Annotated in this window: 19 protein-coding genes; 14 read left to right on the top strand and 5 right to left on the bottom strand. The window is 59.6% G+C overall.

The genetic code is table 11. The features are described 5' to 3' along the window. Positions 1–2 precede the first annotated feature (2 nt). On the top strand, positions 3–920 hold the full coding sequence (locus DTQ13_RS02575; RefSeq protein ID WP_248461034.1) for a glycosyltransferase family 2 protein: 918 nt from the start codon (positions 3–5) through the stop codon (positions 918–920). Positions 921–941: 21 nt separating this feature from the next. Here the strand turns inward: DTQ13_RS02575 and DTQ13_RS02570 are convergent, their stop codons facing one another. Further along, a complete protein-coding gene (locus DTQ13_RS02570; protein WP_248461033.1) occupies positions 942–1,994 on the bottom strand; it encodes a transglycosylase SLT domain-containing protein in 1,053 nt (350 codons plus the stop codon). Positions 1,995–2,180: 186 nt separating this feature from the next. Between DTQ13_RS02570 and DTQ13_RS02565 the strand changes: the two genes are divergently transcribed. The 3 genes from DTQ13_RS02565 to DTQ13_RS02555 are packed head-to-tail and all read left to right on the top strand — an operon-like array spanning position 2,181 to position 4,203. Further along, positions 2,181–3,284, top strand: coding sequence for a flagellar basal body P-ring protein FlgI (locus tag DTQ13_RS02565; protein ID WP_052348903.1), 1,104 nt, complete (start codon positions 2,181–2,183; stop codon positions 3,282–3,284). Positions 3,285–3,340: 56 nt separating this feature from the next. Next, complete coding sequence (locus DTQ13_RS02560) at positions 3,341–3,727, top strand: rod-binding protein (RefSeq protein ID WP_081562786.1); 387 nt, start codon at positions 3,341–3,343, stop codon at positions 3,725–3,727. Continuing rightward, positions 3,724–4,203 carry a hypothetical protein gene (locus DTQ13_RS02555; protein WP_248461032.1) on the top strand — a complete coding sequence of 160 codons (480 nt, stop codon included), beginning with the start codon at positions 3,724–3,726 and terminating at the stop codon, positions 4,201–4,203. Before DTQ13_RS02560 ends, DTQ13_RS02555 begins: the two co-directional genes overlap by 4 nt. A 30-nt stretch (positions 4,204–4,233) precedes the next feature. Here the strand turns inward: DTQ13_RS02555 and DTQ13_RS02550 are convergent, their stop codons facing one another. Together DTQ13_RS02550 and DTQ13_RS02545 are read right to left on the bottom strand one after the other, a co-directional pair. Further along, positions 4,234–4,722, bottom strand: a complete 489-nt coding sequence (locus DTQ13_RS02550; protein ID WP_086431294.1) for a hypothetical protein — start codon at positions 4,720–4,722, stop codon at positions 4,234–4,236. 5 nt (positions 4,723–4,727) lie between these two features. Then, entirely contained in the window at positions 4,728–5,453 is a 726-nt protein-coding gene (locus tag DTQ13_RS02545; protein ID WP_043558168.1) for a glycosyltransferase family 25 protein, read from the bottom strand. A 217-nt stretch (positions 5,454–5,670) separates the two neighbouring features. On the opposite strand from DTQ13_RS02545, the gene DTQ13_RS02540 reads away from it, so the two are divergent. The 9 genes from DTQ13_RS02540 (at position 5,671) to DTQ13_RS02500 (ending at position 14,781) form a co-directional block, all read left to right on the top strand. Next, positions 5,671–6,483 (top strand): DUF1217 domain-containing protein, encoded by an 813-nt coding sequence (locus DTQ13_RS02540; RefSeq protein ID WP_227449684.1) that lies wholly within the window; start codon positions 5,671–5,673, stop codon positions 6,481–6,483. 101 nt (positions 6,484–6,584) lie between these two features. Next, a complete protein-coding gene (gene fliI / locus DTQ13_RS02535; protein ID WP_052348932.1) occupies positions 6,585–7,970 on the top strand; it encodes a flagellar protein export ATPase FliI in 1,386 nt (461 codons plus the stop codon). A gap of 19 nt (positions 7,971–7,989) precedes the next feature. Further along, entirely contained in the window at positions 7,990–8,448 is a 459-nt protein-coding gene (locus tag DTQ13_RS02530) for a hypothetical protein (RefSeq protein WP_043558171.1), read from the top strand. 180 nt (positions 8,449–8,628) lie between these two features. Next, a complete protein-coding gene (locus DTQ13_RS02525) occupies positions 8,629–9,411 on the top strand; it encodes a hypothetical protein (protein ID WP_227449683.1) in 783 nt (260 codons plus the stop codon). 63 nt (positions 9,412–9,474) lie between these two features. Beyond that, positions 9,475–10,677 carry a flagellar motor protein MotB gene (locus DTQ13_RS02520; protein ID WP_166651584.1) on the top strand — a complete coding sequence of 401 codons (1,203 nt, stop codon included), beginning with the start codon at positions 9,475–9,477 and terminating at the stop codon, positions 10,675–10,677. 60 nt (positions 10,678–10,737) lie between these two features. Then, a complete protein-coding gene (gene motA / locus DTQ13_RS02515; protein ID WP_043558177.1) occupies positions 10,738–11,598 on the top strand; it encodes a flagellar motor stator protein MotA in 861 nt (286 codons plus the stop codon). Between the two features lie 36 nt (positions 11,599–11,634). Beyond that, the gene (locus tag DTQ13_RS02510) at positions 11,635–13,572 is read left to right on the top strand and encodes a hypothetical protein (protein WP_248461031.1); all 1,938 of its coding nucleotides are present in this window, start codon (positions 11,635–11,637) and stop codon (positions 13,570–13,572) included. 27 nt (positions 13,573–13,599) lie between these two features. After that, a complete protein-coding gene (locus DTQ13_RS02505) occupies positions 13,600–14,325 on the top strand; it encodes a flagellar hook assembly protein FlgD (protein WP_086431291.1) in 726 nt (241 codons plus the stop codon). 102 nt (positions 14,326–14,427) lie between these two features. Further along, positions 14,428–14,781 carry a flagellar biosynthesis regulator FlaF gene (locus tag DTQ13_RS02500; RefSeq protein ID WP_052348933.1) on the top strand — a complete coding sequence of 118 codons (354 nt, stop codon included), beginning with the start codon at positions 14,428–14,430 and terminating at the stop codon, positions 14,779–14,781. Between the two features lie 16 nt (positions 14,782–14,797). Here DTQ13_RS02500 and glf read toward each other — a convergent pair whose 3' ends face one another. After that, positions 14,798–15,952, bottom strand: coding sequence for a UDP-galactopyranose mutase (glf, locus tag DTQ13_RS02495; protein WP_043558188.1), 1,155 nt, complete (start codon positions 15,950–15,952; stop codon positions 14,798–14,800). A 12-nt stretch (positions 15,953–15,964) separates the two neighbouring features. Further along, positions 15,965–16,387: a hypothetical protein gene (locus tag DTQ13_RS02490; RefSeq protein WP_043558192.1), complete on the bottom strand. Its 423-nt coding sequence runs from the start codon at positions 16,385–16,387 to the stop codon at positions 15,965–15,967. A 332-nt stretch (positions 16,388–16,719) separates the two neighbouring features. Between DTQ13_RS02490 and DTQ13_RS02485 the strand changes: the two genes are divergently transcribed. Continuing rightward, on the top strand, positions 16,720–16,980 hold the full coding sequence (locus DTQ13_RS02485; RefSeq protein WP_143539915.1) for a hypothetical protein: 261 nt from the start codon (positions 16,720–16,722) through the stop codon (positions 16,978–16,980). Positions 16,981–17,294 lie beyond the last annotated feature (314 nt).

Genomic DNA, 17,294 nt, shown 5'->3' with positions numbered 1-17,294 from the left:
CCATGTCATCTTATAAGGTAGCCATCCTGCTGCGCACGAAAAACCGTCCCGTTTTTCTGCGTCGGGCTCTGGAAACACTGAGGGCGCAGAGCTTTCAGGACTTCCGTATCCATATCATCAATGACGGGGGAGACATGGCCGCCCTGCGGGCCTGCGTTGCAGAGTGTGGCCCATCATGGGGGGAGCGCCTTTCCTGCGTGGACCTGCCCCGGTCTGTCGGACGCAGCAAGGCACTGGCCCTTGCCTTGGCCGTGTCCGGCGAGCCTTATATTCTCATCCATGATGATGATGACACGCTGGAGCCTTCTTTCCTGGCCGAGACGGTCGCCTTTCTGGAGCGGGACGGGACGGGTTTCTATGCTGGTGTCACGACCAGCAATTATGACGTGTATGAACGTATCGAGGATGGACGGATCATCACGGACAGGAAGACGGACCAGTTTGGCCGCAAGAGTGGCTCGCTGGTGGATTACGGCCTGTATCTCTCCCACATGTATGTCATCATGCCGATCACCTTCCTGTTCCGCCGGGCGGCCCTGGCGGTGGCGGGTGGAGTGGAAACGCGGCTGGATTACGTCGAGGACCACGATCTCTTCCTGCGTGTCATGATGGCGGGTGAGGTCGGGATTCTGGAAGAGTGCCTTTGTTCATACCATCACCGTCTTGCGACTGGTGACGCCAATGATGCCAGCCAGCATGAGGTGACCCATGATTACGAGCTGGCCTACAAGAACGGCATCATCCGGAAGGCCATGCAGGGGGGAGACCGCCTGAGACAGATGCAGGCCGGTTTCATCCAGGGGAATCATCTGGGGCGTTCCCAGCTTGGGCAGCTGTCCCGGCAGGTGGCACAGCTTCAGGAGGGCTTTGCCAGCCTGTCACAGGTGATGGTGGAGCTGCTTGGTCATATCAGACGCTGAGGGCCACTTCTGTCGGAATGGTCAGTAGGCCGTGGCGTAAGGGACATTGCTGGCAGCGTGGACGGGCATGGCCCGGTAGGCGGCAAGACTCCGGCCATTCTGTGAGCTTTTCATTCGCTGGTGCGGTGGTGGGGGCATGGCAGGGCGGAAATAACCCCGGAAGGGACGGAAAGGACGATGCCCCTGTGAGGGAGCCTGTCCCGGTGTGGCCGCAGCAGCAGGCTGCGCCACAGGGGGCAGGGGGCGTGTTGTTTCCTGATGGCGGAGAGCGGCCAGAAAACTGGCGGGCCCTGTAGTGGCGTGGGTTATGCCGGTCCCTGATGGGGGGGCTGATGCCGGCCTGATGACGAAGGGCCGGTACGGCCTGGTCGTCTGCACCGGGTGGTTCTGACCAGCGCCAGAATGATCGCCAGTTATGACAGCCGCCACAGCGGGATGTGGCGATGTGGAAAGAGGGGGGTGTGGCAGAGGCGTGTCCAGCGGTGTGGCCCATTGCTGGAGAACCTGTTGCAGGTAGGTCGTGCCCAGGGTGCCTGTCTGTGAATGATAAGCAGCAGCGGCCCGTGGCCAGCTGCCGGTCTGGTCCTTCATTTTCTGGAGAAACAGGCCAGCATAGCGGGCATTGCTGTAGGGGTCGAAGGCTGTATCCAGAGAGGGGAAGGCTGTTGGATGGTGGAGGAGATTGACCTGAAGGCAGCCGACATCAATGGACTGTATGCCCTGCTGCTGGAAGGCTTTTACAGCCTCTACCGCTTCCTGGCGTGAGGCATAATAGTGACCTGTCCCGGCAACATTGATGCTCCATGGCCATGGGGTGAGGGTGCCATTGCCATCCGGGCGGCCTGTTTCCACCCGGCTGATGGCCGAAAGGAAACCATCCGGCAGTCGCAGGGCCCGTTCTACCTGCTCCGTGGCAGTGCGGCAGAGGCGGGACTGGGTGGGGTCCATGGGGGGGAGTGAAATCTGGGCCATGGCAGGCGGGGTCAGGAACATGCCCAGAAGAAGCCCCGGGACCCGCCAGAGGGCGAGGTGGAGCCAGCGCCCGGGTTTGTCATGCTGAAAGATGGAGGTCATGGGTCTCTCAAGGCTTTCTTTTGACGGACTTTCAGGGTAACCAAGGAATACCATTAAATAATTTTCCTTGTATAATCCATATATAAGGTTAAGTTGGGGCGTGGGAGACTATGCTTGATGTTTTTGAAGAGCTGTTGCGCCTGGCTGTCCCGAAGTCTGGATGGGATTCGGCCTGCCTGTCGCTGTATGATGCTGGCGATCTTCGGATGCGTGCTGTCTGGCATGTTTTCGGGTGGCTCAGCCCATGCCTCTGCGGTCCGTATCAAGGATATTGTGGATTATGAAGGAATCCGGGACAACCAGCTCGTCGGTTATGGGCTTGTTGTCGGTCTGAACGGCACCGGGGACCGGCTGACCAATACGCTTTTTACCCGTGAAACCCTGGTCGGCATGCTCAACCGTCTTGGTGTCAATATCCGGGACAAGGCCATCCAGCTGCAGACACACAACACGGCCGCTGTCATGGTGACAGCCAGTCTGCCGCCGTTCTCGCATGGTGGCAGCCGGATTGACGTAACGGTTTCTGCCGTGGGTGATGCCCAGAGCCTGACAGGCGGTACGCTGATCGTGACGCCTCTTCAGGCTGCAGATGGTGAGGTTTATGCCGTGGCGCAGGGGTCGCTGGTGACGAACGCCTTCACGGCCAGAGGGCCGGGGGCCGTCGCCACCCGTAATGTGCCAACCAGTGGGCACATCGCCAATGGTGCCGTGGTGGAGCGGGAAGTGCCCGTTCTGCTGGGGGCTGGTGGGGTGATCCATCTGTCTCTCAAGAATTCGAATTACACGACGGCGGTTCGCATTGCCGATGTCATCAACCGGCACATGGGCCGGGGGACAGCCCGGGTGGATGATCCCAGGACGGTGGCCGTCAACCTGGCCGGGCGCAACGTCTCCGAGGCCCTGTATGAGATCGGGGATCTGACCGTCACGCCGGACACGATGGCCAAGGTCATCGTGGATGAAGCCGCTGGGACCATCGTCATCGGGGATAATGTCCGTATCACCACGGTGGCCATTGCCCAGGGGAACCTGACCGTGCAGGTGACCAACAGCCCTGAAGTTGTCCAGCCCAACGCCTTTGGTGCAGGGCAGACTGCTGTCGTGCCCAGGACGCAGATCAATGCCACGACCGATCGTGAACACAGGATGGGCATTCTCTCTGATGGCCCCTCCCTGGCCAATCTTGTAACGGGCCTGAATGCCCTTGGGGTTGGCCCCAGAGACATGATCAGTATTCTCCAGGCCATCAAGGCGGACGGTGCCTTGCAGGCTGAGCTGGAAGTGCGCTGATCGCAGGGATGAATCCAGTCTGACTGTCTGTCTTTTACAGGAGAAAATACCGGTTCATGAGTATTTCGTCAGTCTCACATGCGGCGTCTGCGCATGTGGCGGCCCCGTCTGCCGGAAAGCAGGCAGACCGGAGCCATCCCATGTCTCCGCAGGATGAAAACAGGGTCCGTAAAACGGCCCGGGATTTTGAGGCCATGGCGCTGGGAGAAATGCTTCAGCCCATGTTCGATACGGTGGACAATTCCGCAGCGCCCTTTGGGGGAGGCAATGCCGAGAAGCAGTTCCGCTCCATGCAGGTGCTGGAACTGGGCAAGGAGGTTGCCCGTAGCGGGGGGATAGGGATTGCCCATCAGGTTTATGGCCGGATGAAGGCCATGCAGGAGCAGGCCGCCCAGGCCAGCAGCATACATCCCAGCAACAGGACAGGAGGATACAGACCGTGACATTGCAGAGGCTTGGCAAAGCCGCACGTCGGCTTGCCGGGCATTTTTCCAGACGGGACGAGGATGAACTGGACGGCTCTTTCCTGCCCCATCTGATGGGCAGTTTTGCCCGGGCCGCGGACATCATGGCGCAGGAAAACCGCTTTCTTCAGGATAATGACGTGTCAGCTGCTGCAGCACTTCTGCCTGAAAAGACAGCGACCATGGAAGAGCTGACAGCCCTTGTGGCCAGGGCACGGAAGCATGATGTACGGGTGGAGAATCTTTCTTCTGCCTTCCGGCAGGTGCAGAGGCGTTTTACTGAAATTGCTGCCCAGAATGGGGAGCTGTTGCAGCGGGCTCTTGTCACGCAGGAGGCCGTGATGAAGCTGCTCATTGAAAGTGCGGTGGAGGCCAACCGTCATGGCTATGGCCGGACGGGCGAGGTGGGATCTGATACGTCCTGCGGGTCACTTTCACTGAATGACCGGGCCTGAGCAACGGGCCAAAGGCCCGTTGCGTCTCTTTTACCAGTATCCGCCGATCATGTGGCGTGGCTGGTTGTTGTCCGGGTCTGCGGCTGGGCTCCAGACGGTCCAGTCCCATGAGGTTGTATCCCGGTAATTTTCAGCCGTCATGGCGGGCAGGGGCGGGTCCTGCGGTGGATGATGGGCGTGTTTGCGCTGCATGATGGCCTGCATGTGGGCCTGAAGGGTGCCATAGGCGGTTTCATCCCCCATATACACACAGCCACAGGCCAGTGGGTCAGCATAGAGGTAGATGCGCTGCCCGCTCGGGGCCATGCGGTAGGTCAGGCTACCGGGTGGCAGGCTGTTCATGAGGGCAAAACGGGCGGTCGTGTTGGCCGGGTGGGCGACAAATCCGGCATGGCTGAGCAGGCTGCCTTTCTCCAGATAGGGGGCGGCCGGTCGTACGCAGCCAGCCAGAGCCAGGCCGAGCAGGGCCGTGCAGGCATGTCTCGCCATGGCAGAGGGTGAGGGGATGGTCAGGGCCATGGTTGTCACTCCCGGTTCAGGCTTTTGGCTGTCTGATTGTCCGTCAGAACCAGGGGCGGCACACAGCAATAGGCCTTCATGTCGGCATAATGGCGGTTCATGAGATGGTCGACACTGGTGCTCATCAGGGTCCTGTTGCCCAGTGAAGGGTAATTGATGGGCAGTGTGGTCATGGGCAGGCAGCGTTTCATGAGGGAGACGGCCCCACGGGGAGACAGGGCGTAACCACAGATGCCAAAGGCCTGCTTCAGGCGGAAAGGAAGTGTCTCGACCGTCTGGTGCCGGAATTCCTCAATGCCGCAGCGAACATCATCCTGGTTGAAATAGGCGAAACAGTCTGTCTGCCCCGGCAGAACCTCATAATGGAGAGGGGCATCCGAATTCTGTCCCCACAGGATGATCTCCCAGTCTTCCGGCAGCTGCTGGATGATCTGCTGGCTCTTCTGTTCAAAATTCTGGCAGAGAAAAGCGTCATCTTCAAAGATGTTGGCAGGCTCTCCGCTCTGGGCGACTGTTCCCCACAGGGCAACATGGGTCAGCCCCGAGCCAATGGCTCCGGCCGTGAAGTGGCAGTCCTGTGCCAGAAGGCCGGCCTGTATGGCATCCTGTTTGTCCAGCGTTTTGCCATCAATGCCGGGCGCATGAGTGATGTCAGGGCCATGCCGGTTGACCCGCCGGAACCTCTCAAGCCGGTCTGGTGTTCGGGCGAGGCTGATGACGTAATGTTTCATGAATATCCTTCTTGTCATGACAGGCCTGTTTCATGTCGTGTTGCGAAGATATGGCATGTTTCCAGGTCATGCCATATCTGTTATGGTTAAAACATGATCATTTTATCCTTGCATTAATCATTCGTGTTTTAATGTGAGGCCAGATGCTGGCAGATGTCGTGCCAGCCTTATGGTTTTATGGAGGAGGCGGCTTATGGGGCTTGGTGGCATTTCACCCGTGGCACAGTTTCTTATGGCCCAGAAAAATGAGGTCCAGACAGCAGCTGACAGCGTGAAGGGCGACAATACGGCCAAACGCATGGTGTCGGACTTCCAGGACAAGGCACCATCCATCACCACGGCCAAGCAGCTCATGAGCAACTACTCTGCCAATCAGGTGGTGCTGAAGGCCTACAATCTCAGTTCCCTCAGCGGGCAGCAGGCTGTGGAAAAGGCCCTGCTGACGCAGGACCCCACCTCCTCCTCTTCTCTGGCCCAGACCTCCCGGAATGCCAGCTGGCTGGCCTTTGCTGATGCCTTCGCCAGCATGGGGGCGGGGCATGGCACGGCCAGTGCAACGCCTTTTACTTCAGACATGATGGCATCGACGGTGAGTGCCTACGAGCAGCGCCAGTACGAGACAAGCGATGCCCAGCAGAAGAATGGCGTGGGGGATGCGCTCTATTTCACCCGGAGGATGCAGTCCGGCAAGATCAAGACGGTGGATGACCTCATGGCGGACCCGACCCTGCTGCGTGTGGCAGAGGTTGTCAGCGGGTATGATCCGGACCAGTTCGGGGCTCTGGATTTCGACCAGCAGAAGCGCATCATCAGCAACAAGGTTGACATGAAGACCTTCTCGCAGCCGGAGAATGTCCAGCGCTATGCCGAACGGTACCTGACGCAGTTGCAGATTCACCCCAGCTATAACAGTGATGACAAGCCGGCCAGCATGATCGATCTTTTTGGTGGGGATGATGGTGGAGACGGCATCCTCGCCCTGTTTGGGGGTAGCGGTGATGGCGGGACTTCGTCCTCCGGTCTCTTCTGATGCCCGGAGCCCTCACCCTGCCGGATATTGAAACCCAGTGCCGGGCCGTGCGGGAACGCCATGTGATGCTCTCCGTCCAGCTTGCCCGGCAGAAGGATCTCATGGAGACCCTGACAGGGACCATCCGCCCCGCTGCGGAGGATGCCCCCATAGGGGAGCTGACCGGGCATGTGGTGGATGTCTCTGGCTTGTGCGTGACGGTGGATGGTCTGGCATCCTTTACGGCCGTAGGGGACCAGATACGCATCAGGACGCTGGATGGCCGGGACATTCTGGCGGAAATCATTGCCTTCCGCCATGGTCAGGCACTGGCGATGACCTACGAATCCATAGAAGGAATCGGGGCCGGCTGTCCGGTCTTTCATGAACTTCACGGCCAGGGGCGGCAGGGTCTGTCTGGCGGGCTGGCGGTCAATGAATCATGGATTGGCCGTGTTGTGGACCCGATGGGGCAGCCGCTGGACGGTAGAGGGCCTCTTCTGCCATCGGCAGCCCGGCAGCAGCGTCATGCCCGCCCGCCGGAAGCCGCCGGACGGGCCCGGCTGGGGGCAAGGATTGATCTGGGAATCAAGGCCCTGAACCTCTTCACGACCTGTCGGCAGGGGCAGCGCCTGGGGCTTTTTGCGGGCTCCGGTGTGGGCAAATCCACGCTCATGGGGATGCTGGCCCGGGAGACGGCCTGCGATGTCACGGTCATTTCTCTCGTGGGGGAACGGGGCCGGGAAGTCCGGGAATTCATGGAGGATGACCTGGGGCCGGAGGGGTTGGCCAAGTCCGTGCTTGTTGTCGCTACTTCGGACAGTTCCGCCCTCATGCGGCGGGAGGCTGCCTATAGCGCCATGGCCGTGGCGGAGCATTTCCGCAATCAGGGCAAGTCCGTCCTGCTGTTGATGGACAGTGTGACCCGCTTCTGTCAGGCCCTGCGGGAGATAGGTCTTTCAGCCGGAGAGGTGCCTGCTACCCGTGGTTATCCGCCCAGCGTGTTTGCAACTCTGCCTCGCCTGCTGGAGCGTGCTGGCCCCGGTGCATTGGATGAACAGGGCCAGGCAGGCCAGATGACGGCTTTCTTCTCCGTTCTCGTGGAAGGGGATGACCAGAACGAACCGGTGACGGACACGGTACGGGGGATTCTTGATGGTCATGTGGTGCTGGAACGCTCCATTGCTGAATCGGGCCGGTATCCGGCCATCAACGTTCTGCGGTCATTGTCCCGTTCCGTACCGGGTTGCAACAGCGAGAGTGAAAATGAGCTGACAGTCCGGGCACGGCGTCTTCTGTCCCAGTGGGATGAGGTGCGGGACCTTGTCCGGCTGGGCGCCTACAAGGCTGGGAATGATCCGGAAGCCGATCTGGCCGTACAGCTTGGCCCGCAGCTGGAAGAATTCCTCATCCAGAAAAAGACGGAGCGTGTCTCCCTTGAGGACTCTTTTGCCGGTCTGCGGGAGCTTCTCTCACAGGGTGAGCGTGTAGAAGCGCACCCCGCCTGACGTGTGAGGAGGGAACGTCATGAAACCGGCACGGCTCAAGGCCTTGACATCTCTGCTTACTCTCCAGAAGCGTAACACGACTTTGGCCCGTACAGAGCTGGCCCACTGTCTGGCCGAGGAAAAACGCCTTGAGAACAGCATAAGCGAGCTGAAGGCCCAGATGCAGGAGAACCGGATTCTTGTCAGTCAGGCCCGGGAGGAAGAAGCGCAGGACCTGACCCTGTGGAACGGATACCGGTATTGGCTGCCCATCGCACAGGAAGAGATGGACCGTCTGGAACAGGCGCTGGACAATGCTAGGGCGGTAAGTACTGCAGCCCGTGGCCGGGTGATGGACTGCGTGCGTGCTCAGGAGGCGACGGATGGCCTGCTGCGGCAGGACAGGCTGGAGCAGGCAGACAGGCTGCGACAGCAGGAACAGGTGGCTCTTGATGAACGGGCGCAGCATCAGAAGATGTTGGAAGAGCTGGAACTGTAAACAGAACATTTCCTTCCCATGACGAAAAGGCTTCCATCTGGTTCCATCAGGATTACATGGGCGTGGTTTTGGCAATCATTTAATATTATTCCTTATAAAAGCCTTGAGACTCAACAATTCGCTGCGGTATTGCCATGATTAAACTTATTTTTTCATGTCCTTTTCGCATGGGCATACTTCATGGAGGGAATCGCAACGATGCAGATGGGGACCACGCCTTCAGGCAAGATCATGCTGGCGACGCCCTGCTTTGGCGGGATGGTGACGACAGGCTACATGCTGTCCGTCATCGGTTATGCCTCCAGCGGTCAGAGCATCCCCATGACGGTCATGCATGTCGGTGATGATGCCCTCGTGACACGGGCACGTAATACACTGCTTTCCAATTTCTATTTCCGGTCAGACTGTTCGCACATCCTTTTTGTCGATGCTGACATCAGCTTCCCCGCCAATGCCCCGACACGTCTGTTTGAAACAGGGAAAGATGTGGTGGCCGGGATGTACCCACTGCGTGAGCGGTTCTGGGACGAAGAAACAAAACACAACATTCTTGCCGGGGAACGCCAGCAGACAGCCTCTTTGCGTTATGTGGGCGAGACGGCGGCCATGCATGAGACCTATGAACGTGGCCCGTTGTTGCAGACCGCCTATGCCGGGACGGGATTCATGATGATCAGCCGTCATGCGGTCAGCCGCATGATCAAGGCCTATCCCGAGCTGGAATACAGGCGCATTGATGCCCCCGAGGGTGAGGATGGCCGACGGTTTGCCCTGTTCGAGGGCAGCGTGGATACCGAGAGCGGTACCTATCTCAGTGAAGATTACACGTTCTGCAAACGCTGGCGGGAGATTGGTGGAGAGGTCTGGCTGGATACGTCCATTGAGTTGACCCACACCGGCACGGCGTCTTTCTCCGGCATGCCGTCCGTACGTGTGGGCATCGCCCATAACAGGGGCCGTTGATGATGGCCAGGACCGTTGGTGGCCTGCCGGTGATGGGTGGCCCGGGGGCGTGGTGGTGCTGCCATGGCTGACCGGAAGAATGCCCGACCCATCATCATCAAGCGGGAAGAGGTTGTGGAGGCAGGGCATCATGGCGGTGCTTGGAAGGTCGCTTATGCCGACTTCATGACAGCCATGATGGCATTCTTCCTGCTCATGTGGCTGCTGAACATCACCACGGATGAGCAGAAGCGTGGCATTGCCCTGTTCTTCAATCCGATGGCGGACAGGACGGGCAAGGCGACATCAGACCAGGCGCTGCTGGAAACCTCGCCCCTTTCGGCACCTTCCTCCCTGCGTACGGTGCACAATTCCGATCATGAGCCGCCGCCGAAGCCGGATTCCTCGGAGACTCATCCAGAGGATCAGGGCTCAAGAGGCGGCCGGGCAAGTGAGGGTATCCTGACCGCCAGTGGCGTCAGCATCCTTCCGCCCGGTATGGCGGACCGTCCGGATGAGGATGAAGCCAGTGTCGGCCGTCCCGAGATCATTCCTCTCGGAGGGCCGAAGAGTGGGGCGGCAGAGAATGTTGGCCAGGTTGGCCAGGGCAATGCCGCTGCTGATGGCAGTGCCGGGGGACCAGCCTCTGCTGCTCAGTCCACCGGGGCTTCTGCCGACCATGAGAGCAGCCATGAAGCTGGTACGGAAGGCATGGCGGCAGGTCTGCATCAGGCCGCCCAGGAGGATGCCCATCTCCGTCAGACCGTGGAAGGGCTGAAGGCCAGCCTGGCCCATCAGGCCGGACTGAATGAGCTGAAGGATAATCTCGGCTTCAGGATGGGGGCGGATGAAATCCGCATCGAGGTGCAGGATACGGCCCACAGGCCGATGTTCGACAATGGCGAGACCATGCCCAACAGGGAAGGCATGGCCCTGCTCGGGCAGATCGGTTCCTGGCTTGGCAGCCTGCCGGAAGATATCTCCATCATCGGGGAGACGGATGGTGTTCCGTACCATCTGCGGCAGGTCAATCCACATGGCCTGTCCAACTGGACACTCTCCGAGATGCGGGCCGACCGTGTGAGGGAGCTTCTGGTCCGGGCGGGTTATCCAGACCGGCGGATCAGGAGCGTGGAAGGGCGTGCGGACCGCAGTCTGGCCAACCCCGCCCACCCGGAGGCACCGGAGAACCGGCGGATTGTTCTGCTCATCCATCGTCTGCATCCGCTGCCGGCATCCTTTCAGGCCGGTACACAGCAGGCCCCGCCGCAGGGGGCAGCACGATGAACAGGCAGGAAGAGATGATGGATCATGATGTCAGAGCCGTTTTGAGAGGGGAACAATAGGATGCTGTATATCGGTGGGCTGATTTTTGCGTTGCTCTGCGTGTTTGGTTCCTTTGCGGCTTCGGGCGGGGCACTGGCTCCGCTTCTGGCATCCATGCCGTTTGAGCTGCTGACCATCCTGGGGGCTGCCGTGGGCGTGTTTGTCATGAGCAACAGCATGGCAGCGCTGAAGTCGGTTTTCGGCTACCTGATGCTGGTCGTGAAAGGCCCCCGGCACAGTCAGCAGAGCTACATGGACCTTCTGGCCCTCATGTACCGCCTGCTGCGGCAGGCCAACATGAAAGGCATCGCCTCTCTGGAAAACGATTTTGAAGAGCCGCAGGAAAGCAGCATTTTTGCCACGTCTCCACGCATCAAGCAGGATGAGAAGACCCGTGACATGATCTGCGACTACCTGCGGCTCATCAGCATGAATCTGGATGAAAGCCACCAGCTGGACGAGATCATGGGCAGGGAGCTGAAGAAGAACCTGCATGAGGATCTTCACGTTGCCGAATCACTTTCCGGCATTTCCGATGCCCTGCCTGCTCTTGGCATTGTGGCGGCCGTGCTGGGTGTGGTGAAGACCATGGCTGCCATCAGCAAGCCGCCTGCCGTGCTGGGGGAAATGATTGCCGGTGCCCTTGTGGGAACCTTTCTCGGGGTGCTGCTGGCCTATGGTGTGGTCGGGCCGCTGGCCTCGCGGATGCAGGCCATCGTGAAGATGGACAATCGTTATTATGAAACGATCCGCACCGTGCTGGTGGCGTACCTGCAGGGGCAGCCGCCGCAGGTGTGCATCGAGATTGGCCGCAAGGACATCCCGGAAGAATTCATGCCCGGCTTTGCAGAAGTCGACAGCATGTTGAGTGAGCTGACCTGACAGACATGATGCTGCCTGAATGAATGTGAGAACGCCATGGTAATGCCCCGTCCTTCACTCTCCAGCCTTCCCCTGCCTTCTGCTGGTGGCAGCCGGTCTTCGGCGGCCATGTCCGCTGGGAGGGGCGCCGTGCGCTCTTCATCGGGCGGGAAAGGCTTTGCCGGAGTTCTGGCAGGGCAGACACCGTCCGATCATGACGGGGCGGATGTGCCGCCTTCTGATCAGGACCAGCCCAAGGCGGCCGCCCCTCATACAGGCGGGACGGATGGGACAGATCGTGGAGACAGGTCGCAGGGCAGGTCATCTGCTCCGGCCGCCGGGGCTCACGATGATCAGACGGCTTCTTCTCCCGCCGACAGGGGGGACGGAGCGGACGGGTCGCAGAAGGCCGATACATCCGCAAAGGCAGCGCCTCATGCTGACCGGCAGATGACAGGGGATCAGTCGTCCCATGATGGGGTAGCGCCAGAGGGGCTGGCCACGCAGAGTCTGTCTCTGGTAGCGTTCATGGCGTCCCCTCAGGTGTCTATGGTCACGATGGAAGCGGGACAGCCCCAGTCTGGCCCGGCGGGTGGTGGGACGGCCACGGCCATGCCGTCTTCCAGCCTTGGGCAGATGACCGGCGGGCGGAGTGATGCCGGAGTGGCAGCGCTTGCGGGGCTGGGTACGGTTCCGGCTGGTGGTGAGGCTTCCATGGCGTCAGCTCATGCTACGGCCAGTGCCACAGCCATTTCCTCTTTCTCATCCATGGAGCATCTTTCCCTGGCTTCTGCTGCGGCGGGTACTGCTGGAAGTTCTGCCATGGTTTCGACATCGGATCTGATGCGCCTCGTCAGCAGGTCCGGTGATACGGCGTCTTCTCATGGGCAGGATACCGGGGTGCGTGATGACGTGTCGTCCCGTCATGCTGCCGCCGGACGGATGATGGATGCAGCCCTGCTGGCCCGGCAGTCCACACAGGTTCCCACAATGGTGAATGCCGCCACACAGGGCCCGAAAGACAGGGCACTGTCGGCTGTGCAGGCGATGAATTTCCAGTCCGGCATGGCGGGTGTCCTGTCCGGTCCGTCTTCCATGGCAGGAAACACGGTGACTGCCTCCCGGCAGGGGGATTTGCGCAGCGGGCCTGAGGGCCAGACAACAGACAGTCTGTTCAGCCTTATGGTGAAGGCTTCGTCTGGAGAATCGGAGGCGTTTTCTGCTGGTCATGGCGACCAGGGCGCTTCCGGTGAGGGGCAGGACATGCCCGGGCATGAGAGTGCCGGGGTGACGGGAGGCTCTGGTGGGGATGGCGGGCAGGAGGTGCAGGGCAGCCTGTCGTCCTTCGCTGGCCTTGTGACATCCTCCGAGGGGCACATCATCCAGCCGGAAACCCGTGGCGTGACAGCGGGCGTGACATCGCATGAAGCACGGCAGGCCGCTGCAGAAACAGGTCTTTCTGCCCTTCAGACAGGTGGTTCCGCAGCTGGTGTGCTGGCAGGGCGGGCGACTGCCGGGCAGGCTGGGACGCTGACCATGACCGTCATGACAGCGGATTCAACGCCGGTTCATGTGCAGCTGGACCGCTCCGCAGCAGGTCTGTCGGCCCTTTCCTTGCAGGGGCAGGATGATGGCACGACCGAGGCCCTTCAGAAAACACATCATGTTCTGGCCAGAGAGCTGGATGAGGCAGGCCTTCATGCCAGCCTGATGAAGATTGATGTCCTGCCTGCCGATGCCGGCCATATGGCCGGAGGCCAGGAGCAGAACATGCCGCAGCATCAGTGGCAGGGGGGGCATCAGTCTTCAGGGCAGCAGGCCGGTGCCTTTTTCTCTGGAGGGGAAGGCGGCAGCTCCCAGGAACAGCGCTCCCGCTCGGGAGATGATGTGCCTGCTCCAGCCCGGCAGGAACCGTCTCTTCAGGCAGAGGAGAGCGCCGTCACCCCCGCCACGGTCAGGCCCGCACGGATGGGCCATCTCAATATTTCAGTCTGACATGCATCATCTCGGAAGGAGAACCACATGGTGAATTCACTGTCTTCCAACAATCTTCTGGCCTTGCAGCAGGCGACAGACAGCGCCGCCCGCAGTGGGGCAGCGTCCCTCTCCGGCGCCGGGCAGAGCGGGTCATCCGCAGGGACCACGGAAGGTGCCTTTGCCTCGATGGCAAAGAATGAAAACAACTTCCTGACCCTTCTGACAGCCCAGCTGAAGCATCAGGACCCCAGCAGCCCGATGAATACGGAGAACATGGCAGCCCAGTTGGCGCAGTTCTCCAGTGTGGAGCAGCAGGTCCAGACAAACAGCAACCTCAACACCCTCATTTCTCTGAATGAGACAGCCCAGTTGACGCAGGACAAGGGGCTGGTCGGGCGGCAGGTCAGTGCTTCCGGGTCCACGCTGCCCCTGCAGTCCGGTTCGGCTGGTCTGTCCTTCCAGGCAGGAGCGGGCCAGATGGTTGGCATTTCCGTGGCCAACAGTGCCGGGCAGGTGGTCTATCACGACGTGGTGCGGGCGGATGGCGGCCAGACATCCTGGAACTGGGATGGCAAGGACGACAATGGCACGACCCTCAGTGATGGGGCCTATAGCGTGGCGGTGAAGAGTGTGGACAGCCGGGGCAATACGGCTGACGTGCCCTTTACCGTGCGTGGCACGGTCACGGGGATGAAGAAGACCAGCACGGGCATGAATGTCATGATGGGTGGGGCTGAGGTTCCGCTCTCCAGCGTGCAGGCCACAAGCTGAACCACGCCTGATGATGCATGAACAGGGCAGGCAGCCACGACGTATTGGCTGCCTGCCGGATGGAACGGGAGGTTGTGAGGGAGCATGTATCAGAACAACGCCATGAATGCTTATCGTATGGCGGCCAGTTCGTCTCTGTCGGACAGGGAAGCGGATGCGGAATGTTTCCGCAGGCTGATTGCCATGCTGGAAAGCGTGGCCCATGAGACGGATGTCATCACGCGGAATCAGGTCATCGCGAAGAATCAGCGTCTCTGGTCGCTCATCCAGCGTGCCAATGCGGTGGAAGCTGGCATGGTTGAGACGGAAGACAGGCTTCTTTTTGCCCGGATGGCCGATCAGGCCCAGAAGTATGGCATACGGGCCATGCTGGACCCCACGCTCAGCCTTGCTCCCCTCATAGAGACAGCCCGCAACGTGCTGGACGGGCTGGAAATGGCCATTCAGGAGGGCTGAAACACCTTCCCGCCCTTCAGAGCGGATTGGTGAAAAAGACTGGCAGTGGCCTGCCCTCGGCGAGATGGTCGTCCATGATCTGGCAGGCCGCAAGAGCCTCACCAATGGTGACATCCATGTCCAGATAACGGTAGGTCCCCAGCCGCCCGAGGAAAGAGACGTTTCGGGCAGTCATGGCCGTGCGGACATAGCGGTCCAGCATGGCTGTCTCGCCTGCCAGCCTTATGGGGTAATAGGGGGCATCTTCCGGCCCGGCCAGGCGGCTATATTCACGGAAGCAGACTGTCCTGCTGAAGCGTGCGGCCTCCCAGGGGGCGAAGTGCTTGTGCTCGCTGATGCGGGTATAGGGGATGGATTCGTCGCAGTAATTGATGACCGCCGTCCCCTGATAGTCACCTTTCGCATCGATTCGTTCAAAATTCAGCGTGCGATAGCCAAGACGGCCATGGCAGAAGCTGAAATAGCGGTCCAGCGGGCCAGTATAGAGTGTATGGTCCATGCTGTTGCAGGACTGGAATGTTTCGAAAGACGTGTTCAGCCGTACGGTGATGCGGGGATGGGTGAGAATCGTTTCGATCAGGGTGGTATAGCCTTCCACCGGAATGCCCTGATAGGGATGACTGAAATAGTTGTCATCGTAATTGAAGCGTACCGGCAGTCTCTTCAGGATGGCGGCGGGAAGGTTCGCCGGGGGCAGGCCCCACTGTTTGGTCGTGTAACCTTTGAAGAAGGCCTCATAGAGGGCAGGGCCGATCATGTGCAGGGCCTGCTCCTCGAAATTGCGGGGGGAAGCCATGTCCTGCACGGCCTGCTGCCGGATGAATTCCCGGGCTTCTGCGGGCTGCATGGTCTTGCCGAAAAACTGGTTGATGGTCAGCAGGGTGATGGGAAGGGTGTAAACCCGCCCCTGGCTGATGGCCTTGACCCGATTGATGTAGGGGGCAAACCGTCCGAAGCGCTGCACATACTGCCAGACCGTTTCCTGTGCGGTATGGAAGATATGGGGCCCATAATGGTGAAGCATGATGCCCGTCTGCGGGTCCCGGGCTGTATGGCAGTTGCCACCATTGTGTGGGCGTTCATCAATGACAGTGATGCGGTGGCCTCGCTCAGCCAGATGACGGGCCGTGACCGCCCCGCTGAATCCGGCACCGACGATACAGAAATGCATGGCAGGCTGGTCTCAGGGGCCAGTACAGTTCTGGTCTATGCAGCTCCGGCTTGGTGGGGCTGGCGGATAGGGCAGGCCGGGATAGGGGGCCTGGGTCTGGATGTAGGTGTTCCATGGCATGAAGCCGGGTTCGTCCCAGCCATTCTGGCGGGAGTAACGGGGTGTCTGGTACGTTCCCCAGAGCGGCGCTGCCCACGGTGCCGGTATGCCCTGCTGGCGGTACTGGTCCTGCTGCCATGTGCCGGAAAAGGATGGCGGCGGCGGTGGGGGCGGTGGCAGATGGGTGAATTCCCCGGTGGGCGGCGGTGGAGGAGGGGGCGGGCTGAGCAGGTATTCACTGCCGCCGTAGAATCCCTGGGCTCTGGCAGGCAGGATGCCCCCGCCGGCCAGGGCAAGAAGAATGATGGCAATGGATGGACAGTGCAAACGGGTCATCTCACGGTTCCTGCATCATGTGGCCACTTTGCTGGCAGCCAGTCTATGACCTTCTCATGTCATGATAGCTTAGAAAGTATTAAATGCTGGGAAATCATGGTGTTATTTTTGTTCTGGCCTTTTGTGATGGTTATGTGATGCTTACTGTGAGTGCTGTTTAATATATATTTAACGATAGTAATGTATATGGGCGCTCCGGTTATCTTTGCACGCAAAGACTTCTGGCTGGTTTTGCTGATTTCTGTGATATGATCGACCTATGTACCGTGTTCTTGGCAACGTGATATGAGGACAAGGTCTGCCATGACAAAACTTTGGAGAAGGATTACCTGATGCCTCGTATAGCTGGTTCTTCCTGTCCTGCGGAAACCGAGGGACGTATGAAGGATTTTCTTGCCGATATACGTGCGCTTGCTGAAGGGAGCATGGTGGATTCAGCTGACCGGCAGGGCAGAAGGCTGAGACGCTGCGGCCCTCCGGCCATGTGTGTTGCAGGGTATGAGCAGGACAGGGGCCTTTATGAGCGGGCTCTGGATGCTGGGCTGGGGCTGGCAGGCATGGTGGCCTTCAGTGTGGATGGCATGGGGGGATGACCTTGTATTTGCCTTTGTGAGTGGCATCATCCCTGTTTGGGGGTGAATGGTCATGGGAGGCTACTTTTTTCAATCTGTTACGGGGAGACCTGCCGGGGGATTGTTCCGGCAGGTCTTATTTTTTTAAAGGCCATTTTCGGAAAATGTTCATATGGCCATTTTTTTGGCTTTTTCCGGCAGTATGGTCATGACTGTCCGATTGATGGGCATTGTCTGTTTGAAATAGGATCGTATTGATCTTATTAATGTGATGGCCTTATGAAAGGTCTTGTAGGCAAGGCTGCAACAATCATTTAATGTGGCGTTAAGGAATA

Origin of the sequence: Parasaccharibacter sp. TMW 2.1888 (assembly GCF_023167265.1) — a bacterium.
Taxonomy (GTDB): domain Bacteria; phylum Pseudomonadota; class Alphaproteobacteria; order Acetobacterales; family Acetobacteraceae; genus Bombella; species Bombella apis.
The sequence above is the reverse complement of the archived record's forward strand: the minus strand, read 5'-3'. Positions and strand labels throughout refer to the sequence as shown.